Source organism: Novosphingobium sp. B-7 (assembly GCF_000410615.1).
GTDB classification, from domain to species: domain Bacteria; phylum Pseudomonadota; class Alphaproteobacteria; order Sphingomonadales; family Sphingomonadaceae; genus Novosphingobium; species Novosphingobium capsulatum.
Genome location: NZ_APCQ01000276.1, coordinates 1 through 8,129 on the forward strand (window position 1 = coordinate 1; position 8,129 = coordinate 8,129).

Consider the following 8,129-nt stretch of genomic DNA (forward strand, 5'->3'; position numbering starts at 1 on the left):
GGTCAGCCCGCTCAATGAGCCGCTGGTAAACGCCACGCGCCAGGGCGCGCGCACGCGATCCAGCTTATCGAGCGCCAGGGCGCGGGTCACGCTGGGCGGCGGATAGAGCAGCAGCGGCACGGCGTCGCCCGGATCGAGCCGGAAATCGGGCGAGGCGACCCAGCCGACCGTCTCGCGCCAGGCGGTCACCCCGCGCCGCTCGCCGGAGCGCTTCTTCACGAACATGATGTCCAGCCCGCCCGCGTCGAACTGGTCGTAAAGCGTTTCGCTCAGCGCCACGGTCAATGCCACGTCGACATCGGGATGGCGCCGCGAAAACTGCGCCAAGACATCGGGCAGGGCCGACAGCACGAAATCTTCGCACGCACCAAAGCGCAATTGGCCGCGAAGGCGCAGGCCGGACAGGTGGGCATCCATCCGGCCGTGGGCGTCGAGCACGCGGCGGGCATGGTCGAGAAACGCTTCCCCTTCGGCCGAGAGCGCCACGCGGTGGGTGTCGCGCGCCAAAAGACGCCGCCCGGCCAGTTCCTCCAGCCGACGGATCTGCTGGCTCACCGTGGATTGCCGCGTGCCCAGCGTCCGGGCTGCGGCGGTAAAGCTGCCGCATTCGGCGACGGTGACAAACGCGCGCAGCAGGTCAGGTCCGATCATCGGGCCATCATGCCACAGTATCGCCTGCTATCAAGATGGTGAATGACTGTTATCGCGATGATCATGATTGTGCATGTCCACGCAGAGCCCTAGGTGCAGGCTGACATTTTTGGCAAGGACACGCCGCCCATGGGCAAGCTGCGCACTCTGATCGATCCCTATCTGCTGCTGCTGATCAGCACGATCGCGATTGCGGCGGTGTTTCCCGCGCATGGCGCCGGGGTCGCCGTGGCCGACGTGGCGGTGACCGCTGCTGTTGCGCTGCTGTTCTTTCTCTATGGCGCGCGGCTGGCGCCCCAGGCGGTGTGGCAGGGCATGGCCCATTGGCGGCTGCAGGCGCTGGTCTTCGCCAGCACCTTCGTGCTGTTTCCGCTGATCGGGCTGGGCGTCGTCCACCTCATCGGCGGGCTGGTCGCGCCCGATATTGCCGTGGGCCTGCTGTTCCTGTGCGTGCTGCCGTCGACCGTGCAGTCCTCGATCGCCTTCACCTCCATCGCGCGGGGCAACGTGCCTGCGGCGCTGTGCAGTGCGTCGCTGTCCAACCTCGTCGGCGTGGCGCTCACCCCGGTGCTCACCGCGCTGCTGCTGCCCACCTCGGCCAGCGGTGGCTTTTCCGCCCATTCGCTGGAAACCATCGCCATGCAGATCCTGCTGCCCTTCGTGGCCGGGCAGGTGGCGCGGCCGTTCATCGGCGATTGGCTGGTCCGCCACAAGAAGATCGTCAGCTATGTCGATCGCGGGTCGATCCTGCTGGTGGTCTATGCCGCGTTCAGCGCGGGCATGGTGGCGGGTGTGTGGACCCGTCTGGCTCCGGTCGACCTGCTGATCGTGCTGGTGCTCGATCTGCTGATCCTGGCACTGGTCATTGTCGCCACCACGCTTGCCAGCCGCAAGCTGGGCTTCAACACCGAAGACGAGATTACCATCGTGTTCTGCGGATCGAAGAAGAGCATGGCGAGCGGCATCCCCATGGCGACGATCCTGTTCGCCGGCCACGCCGTCAGCCTCATTGTCCTGCCGCTGATGCTATTCCACCAGGCGCAGCTGTTCGTCTGCGCCACGCTGGCGCGGCGCTATGCCGCCCGGCCGGAAAGCTGATCATTGGCGGTCTGATCCAGCGGATCGAGCACCAGCAACAGCCGCCGCTGCCCCGTGCCGGCGATCGGCGGAGAGCGGTGAAGCACGGCCGGCTCTGCCACCGCCAGCCGCCCCTTGAACAGGCCAACGTGGCCCGGCTGCAACTGCTGCACCGGGCCGTGGGGCGGCGCATCGGCCATGATCCACTGCGTGCCTGGCCCGACCAGCGGCAGCAGCAGCCGCACGCTGACATAGTCCATGTGGAAGCGGCGGCAGGCATCGGTTTCCACCACATCGAGGCGCAGGCGCAGGCGCGGGCTGTGCGTTATCGCGGCAAAACCGCGCATCTGCCGCACGATGTCGGCGGTCAGCGCGGCCGTGGCCGGTTGCGCCGGAAATCCTGCGGCATGCAGCTGCTTGTCCACCGCATCTGCCCGAAACGGTGCATCGATCCAGCAGTCGATATCGGCAATCGCCGCAAGGTCGATCCCGTCTAGCCAGGCCAGCGCTGCCGGGCGGGGCCGCTGCCACAGGGCGAGCTGCACCGCGGGCTGGTGAATCTGTGCCAGCACCGCTTCGCATGGAGCGCAGGCGATGGCGGGATGGCGGGGCAGGGAGGTGGTCATGGCATCTCGTTAAATGTAATGTGATACCATTACATTGACGCCAAAGCGTGCCACGGTCAAGCCAGGCGGTCTTTACGGAATCCTTATGCCCTGCACGCACCGCGCCGTGGAACCTTAACGGCCACAAGGCCCACATCGACGCCATCTCACAGCCAAGGAGCTGATCATGGACTATCGATCTGTGGGGCCGCGCGGACGCGATATGGGGTTGCGCCTCGCAGGGCTGGCCGCGTTGGCCGCCGTCCCCTTGCTTGCCCGGGGCCTGGCCCAGGTTGAACACGCGGAAAACGGCCATCCCGGCCCGCTGGCGCTGCTCGTCGCGCTGCTGATCGTGGCCGCGCTCTGGACCGGGCTTGGCCTGGGCATCGGTGGCTCTGGCCTATTCCGGTTGCAGCCGCGCCCGCCGCGTGCCTGGCTGCCCGTGTCGCGAAAGGATCGCGCATAATGACTGATCTTGTCTGGCTGGCCATTCTTGCCGGCCTGTTCGGTATCACGCTCGCCGCCGTTGCCCTGTGCGACAAGGCCTGAAGCTTTGGCTCCGACACCACGGGGCCTGAGGAACACTCCGATGACCATTCCCGAAATGCTCGCTGCGCTCGTCGCGGCTGGCCTGCTTGTCTATCTCGTGGCCGTGCTTCTGCGGCCCGAACGCTTCTGATGGGGGCCGTGCAATGACATCTGCCACCCTTGCGTCGGGCTTTGGCCTGATCCTGGTATTCACCGCGCTGGTCGCCCTGATGGCCAAGCCATTCGGCCTCTGGCTGTTTGCCGTCTATGAAGGCCGCACCACGCCGCTGCACCGCGTGCTCGGCCCGGTCGAGCGCGCCTTCTACCGTGTCGCCGGCATCAACCCGAACCAGGAGCAGGACTGGCGGCAATATGCCGTGCACCTGATGCTGTTCCAGGTCGTCACGGTGATCTTTACCTACGCCGTGCTGCGGCTTCAAGGCAGCTTGCCGATGAACCCGCGCGGCCTTGCCGGCCTGTCGCCCGACGGGGCGATGAACACTGCGATTGCCTTCGTCACCAACACCAACTGGCAGTGGTATGCCGGTGAAACGGTGCTGTCGAACCTGTCGCAGATGCTTGGCCTCACCATTCACAACTTCCTCTCGGCAGCCACCGGCATTGCCGTGGCCTTTGCCCTGTTCCGTGGCTTTGCCCGCGCCGAAACGCGCCACTTGGGCAACTTCTGGGCCGATCTCACCCGCGTGACGCTCTATGTCCTGCTGCCGGCGTGCATTGTCTATGCGCTCTATCTGGTGGCCAGCGGCGTGCCGCAGACCTTTGCCAGCTTGATCGATGCCAAGACGCTGGAAGGCGCACACCAGGCCATCGTGGTCGGCGCGGTCGCCTCGCAGGAAGCGATCAAGATGCTCGGCACCAACGGTGGCGGCTTCTACAATGCCAACTCGGCCCATCCCTTCGAAAATCCCACCGCGCTGGTCGATTTCGTCCAGATGCTGTCGATCTTCGCGCTGGGCGCCGGGCTGACCTATACGTTCGGCAAGGCCGTGGGCAACACGCGCCAGGGCTGGGCGATCCTGTGGGCCATGCTGCTGCTGTTTGTGGCTGGTGCCTCGTTCGCGTGGTGGCGCGAAGCCGCCGGCAACCCGATGCTGCATCACCTGGGCGTGATGGGCGCCAACATGGAAGGCAAGGAAGTGCGCTTTGGCGCGGCGGCCAGCGCGCTGTTCGCGGCTGTGACCACGGCGGCTTCGTGCGGGGCGGTCAACGCCATGCATGACAGTTTCACCGCGCTCGGTGGCCTGGTGCCGCTGTTCAACATGCAACTGGGTGAAATCGTCATCGGTGGCGTGGGCTCGGGCATCTATGGCTTCCTGCTGTTTGCCGTACTCGCGGTGTTCCTCGCCGGGCTCATGGTCGGCCGCACCCCGGAATACGTGGGCAAGAAGGTGGAAGCGCGCGAGGTGAAGCTGGCGGTGCTCGCCATTGTCATCCTGCCGCTGTGCATTCTGGGACTTACTGCGGTGGCCGTGGTGCTGCCGGCGGGCCTTGCCGGGCCGCTGGCCAAGGGGCCGCATGGCTTTTCCGAAATCCTTTATGCCTTCACCTCGGCCACGGCCAACAATGGTTCGGCCTTTGCCGGGCTCACTGCGGGCACCCCGTTCTACAACGGCCTGCTGGGCGTGGCGATGTGGCTTGGCCGCTTCCTGATCGTGATCCCCGTGCTGGCGATTGCCGGCAGCCTTGCCAGCCGCAAGCACACGCCGGCCGGGCCGGGTTCGTTCCCGACCACGGGTGGCCTGTGGATCGGCCTGCTGGTCGCCACGATCCTGATCGTCGGTGGCCTTACCTTCCTGCCTTCGCTCGCGCTTGGCCCGGTGGCCGATCATCTCACCGGCGCTGCCGGCCTGCTTTACTGAGGATACCTGCCGTGTCCCAACCTACCTCGATGTTTTCGGCCGAACTGGTCGTACCGGCGCTGGGTGGCGCGCTGCGCAAGCTGCATCCCGCCCAGCTGGTGCGCAACCCCGTGCTGTTCACCACCGCCGTCGTCGCGCTGCTGCTTACCGTGCTGCTGTTCGTGGGCCACACCGGCCTGTCGCTGGGCTTTCAGATCCAGCTGATCGTCTGGCTGTGGCTGACGGTGCTGTTCGGCACCTTTGCCGAAAGCCTGGCCGAAGGGCGCGGCCGCGCCCAGGCCGCCTCGCTGCGCGCCACGCGGTCAGACCTGGTGGCCCGTCTGCCCGATGGCAGCAAGGTTTCGGCCGCCACCCTCCAAAAGGGCGCGGTCGTCATGGTCGCCGCTGGCGAGTTGATCCCCGCCGATGGTGAAGTGATCGCCGGCGTGGCCTCGGTCAACGAAGCGGCCATCACCGGTGAAAGCGCGCCGGTGATCCGCGAAGCCGGTGGCGACCGTTCGGCCGTCACCGCCGGCACCCGCGTGCTGTCTGACGAGATCACCGTGCGGGTGACGCAGGAAGCCGGGCAGGGCTTTCTCGATCGCATGATCGCCCTGGTCGAAGGCGCCCAGCGCCAGAAGACCCCGAACGAGATCGCGCTCACCATCCTGCTCGTCGGCCTCACGATCATCTTCCTGATCGCGGTCGCCACCATTCCGGCATTTGCCCGCTATGCCGGGGGGCAGATCCCCGTGGCGGTGCTGGCCGCCCTGCTGATCACGCTGATCCCGACGACGATCGCCGCACTGCTTTCGGCCATCGGCATCGCCGGGATGGACCGCCTGGTGCAATTCAACGTGCTCGCCAAGTCTGGCCGCGCGGTGGAAGCGGCCGGCGATATCGACGTCCTGCTGCTCGACAAGACCGGCACGATCACCGTCGGTGACCGCCAGGCCAGCAACTTCCTGCCCCTGGCGGGCACGGCTCCGGCCACCTTGGCGCGCGCCGCGCTCATGGCCAGCCTGGCCGATGAAACGCCCGAAGGCCGCTCGATCCTGCGTCTGGCGCAGGAAGCGCACAGCCTGGACGTGCCCGACGTACCCGCCGGTGCCGAGGTCATTCCGTTCACCGCCCAGACCCGCATCTCCGGCCTTGATAACAACGGCCACGTCGTGACCAAGGGCGCAGTCGATGCGATCCTGCGCAGCGTTCCCGATGCCGCCCGTGGCACGGCGGCTGCCGAGCTGCGCCGCATTGCCGAAGACGTCGCGCGCCAGGGGCAGACCCCCCTGGCGGTTGCTGAAAACGGCACGCTGCTGGGGATCGTCGCGCTCAAGGACGTGATCAAGGCCGGCATCCGCGAACGCTTTGCCGAACTGCGCAAGATGGGCATCCGCACCGTGATGATCACGGGTGACAATCCGCTAACCGCCGCTGCCATTGCCGCTGAATCCGGCGTCGACGATTTCCTGGCCGAGGCAACGCCCGAAGACAAGCTGGCGCTGATCCGGCGCGAGCAGCAGGGCGGCCGCCTGGTGGCGATGTGCGGCGATGGCACCAACGATGCGCCCGCCCTGGCCCAGGCCGACGTGGGCGTGGCGATGAACACCGGCACCCAGGCTGCGCGCGAAGCGGGCAACATGGTCGATCTCGACAGCGATCCGACCAAGCTGATCGAGATCGTCGGGCTGGGCAAGCAGTTGCTGATGACGCGCGGCGCACTCACCACGTTCTCGGTGGCGAATGACGTGGCCAAGTACTTCGCCATTATCCCGGCGATGTTCCTGGCGCTCTATCCGCAGCTCTCGGTGCTCAACGTGATGCACCTTGCCACCCCGCAAAGCGCGATCCTGTCGGCGATCATGTTCAACGCCCTGATCATTCCCGCGCTCGTGCCGCTGGCGCTCAAGGGTGTGCGCTATCGTCCGGTCGGGGCTGGCGCACTGCTTGCTCGCAACCTGGCGGTCTTTGGCGTCGGCGGGCTCATCGCGCCGTTCGTCGGGATCAAGGCGATCGATATGCTCGTCGCCGCTCTGCATCTTGCCTAAGGGATTTCGCTCATGTCGTCTGTAATCAATCGGGAACTCGTCGCTGCGGTGCGTCCCTCGCTGATGATGACCGGGCTGTTTGCTGGCCTGCTTGGCCTGGCATACCCCGCCGCCATCACCGCCGTGGCCCAGGCTGCCTTTCCCTGGGCCGCCAATGGCAGCCTGATCACCGACCACGGCCAGGTCATCGGCTCTGACCTGATCGGCCAGGCCTTTACCAGCGCCCGCTACTTCCACGGTCGCCCCTCGGCGGCGGGCAGCAATGGCTACGATGCCTCGGCATCTGCCGGGTCCAACCTCGCGCCGTTCTCGCAAACCTTGCACGATCGCGTGGCCGGCGCGGTCAAGGATTTTGCCGCCTCTTCACCAGGCTCTCCCGTTCCGCCTGACCTGGTGACCACCTCTGCCTCGGGGCTTGACCCCCATATCAGCCCCGAGGCAGCCTTTTCCCAGGTAAACCGCGTGGCCGCCGCCCGCAGCCTGGCCCCGGAAAAGGTCCATGAACTGGTAGAGGCGCAGGTGGAGCAGCCGCTGCTGGGCCTGCTGGGCGAACCGCGGGTCAATGTTCTGGCGCTCAACAGGGCACTGGACGAAGCCACGTCGGCGCGCGCACAAGGGCATTGATGACGCCGGCACGCCCCGATCCCGAAGCCCTGCTGCGCCTTGCCGAGCAGGAAACCTCAGGCCGCCTCAAGGTTTTCCTTGGGGCGGCTCCTGGCGTTGGCAAGACCTGCGAAATGCTCGACGACGCGCTGGGCCAGGCCCGCGCCGGGGTGGACGTGGTGGTGGGCGTGGTCGAAACCCATGGCCGGGTCGAGACCGAGGCACGGCTGCGCCCGCTCTCGGTGCTGCCGCGCAAAGAGGTAGCGCATCGCGGCCATACCCTGCTGGAAATGGACCTCGACGCCATTCTCGAGCGCAAGCCCGCGCTCGTGCTGGTGGACGAACTCGCCCACGCCAACGCGCCGGGCAGCCGGCACGACAAGCGCTGGCAGGATGTCGAGGAAATCCTCGCCGCCGGGATCGACGTGTGGTCCACGCTCAACATCCAGCACCTCGAAAGCCTCAACGATGTCGTCGCTTCGTTTACCCATGTGCGGGTGCGCGAAACCGTGCCCGATCGCCTGCTCGATCGGGCGGAGATCGAGGTGGTCGATACCCCGCCCGATGAACTGATCGAGCGGTTGCGCGCGGGCAAGGTCTATGTCCCGCACGAGGCGGCGCGCGCGCTGCATCACTTCTTTTCCCGCTCCAATCTTTCGGCCCTGCGCGAACTCGTGCTGCGCCGCGCGGCCCAGGCGGTCGATGCGCAGATGCTCGACGATGTCCGCGCCCAGGCGCTCGCCGGCACCTGGGCCACC

At 66.7% G+C, this 8,129-nt stretch carries 8 protein-coding genes and 1 pseudogene; 7 read left to right on the plus strand and 2 right to left on the minus strand.

The window, feature by feature from the left end:
* On the minus strand, positions 1 to 651 hold a 651-nt coding region (locus H926_RS0103930; RefSeq protein WP_022675155.1), incomplete at its 3' end, for a LysR family transcriptional regulator.
* A 129-nt stretch (positions 652 to 780) separates the two neighbouring features.
* On the opposite strand from H926_RS0103930, the gene H926_RS0103935 reads away from it, so the two are divergent.
* Positions 781 to 1,749: a bile acid:sodium symporter family protein gene (locus tag H926_RS0103935; RefSeq protein WP_028657553.1), complete on the plus strand. Its 969-nt coding sequence runs from the start codon at positions 781 to 783 to the stop codon at positions 1,747 to 1,749.
* Here H926_RS0103935 and H926_RS25485 read toward each other — a convergent pair.
* On the minus strand, positions 1,725 to 2,354 hold the full coding sequence (locus H926_RS25485; protein ID WP_022675156.1) for a DUF1826 domain-containing protein: 630 nt from the start codon (positions 2,352 to 2,354) through the stop codon (positions 1,725 to 1,727). The two genes, H926_RS0103935 and H926_RS25485, sit on opposite strands and share 25 nt — an antisense overlap.
* 166 nt (positions 2,355 to 2,520) lie before the next feature.
* Here H926_RS25485 and H926_RS0103945 point away from each other — a divergent pair, with 166 nt between their 5' ends.
* The 6 genes and pseudogenes from H926_RS0103945 to H926_RS0103975 all read left to right on the plus strand — a co-directional run.
* The gene (locus H926_RS0103945; protein ID WP_133726776.1) at positions 2,521 to 2,799 is read left to right on the plus strand and encodes a hypothetical protein; all 279 of its coding nucleotides are present in this window, start codon (positions 2,521 to 2,523) and stop codon (positions 2,797 to 2,799) included.
* 123 nt (positions 2,800 to 2,922) lie between these two features.
* Positions 2,923 to 3,012 carry a K(+)-transporting ATPase subunit F gene (gene kdpF / locus H926_RS25490; RefSeq protein ID WP_022675158.1) on the plus strand — a complete coding sequence of 30 codons (90 nt, stop codon included), beginning with the start codon at positions 2,923 to 2,925 and terminating at the stop codon, positions 3,010 to 3,012.
* Positions 3,013 to 3,025: 13 nt separating this feature from the next.
* Positions 3,026 to 4,741 (plus strand): potassium-transporting ATPase subunit KdpA, encoded by a 1,716-nt coding sequence (kdpA, locus tag H926_RS0103960; RefSeq protein WP_022675159.1) that lies wholly within the window; start codon positions 3,026 to 3,028, stop codon positions 4,739 to 4,741.
* Positions 4,742 to 4,770: 29 nt separating this feature from the next.
* Positions 4,771 to 6,768, plus strand: coding sequence for a potassium-transporting ATPase subunit KdpB (gene kdpB, locus H926_RS0103965; protein ID WP_043607732.1), 1,998 nt, complete (start codon positions 4,771 to 4,773; stop codon positions 6,766 to 6,768).
* 12 nt (positions 6,769 to 6,780) lie between these two features.
* The gene (kdpC, locus tag H926_RS0103970) at positions 6,781 to 7,392 is read left to right on the plus strand and encodes a potassium-transporting ATPase subunit KdpC (RefSeq protein WP_022675161.1); all 612 of its coding nucleotides are present in this window, start codon (positions 6,781 to 6,783) and stop codon (positions 7,390 to 7,392) included.
* A pseudogene (locus H926_RS0103975) lies at positions 7,392 to 8,129 on the plus strand (histidine kinase); the annotation flags it as partial. The gene kdpC and the pseudogene H926_RS0103975, both read left to right, overlap by 1 nt.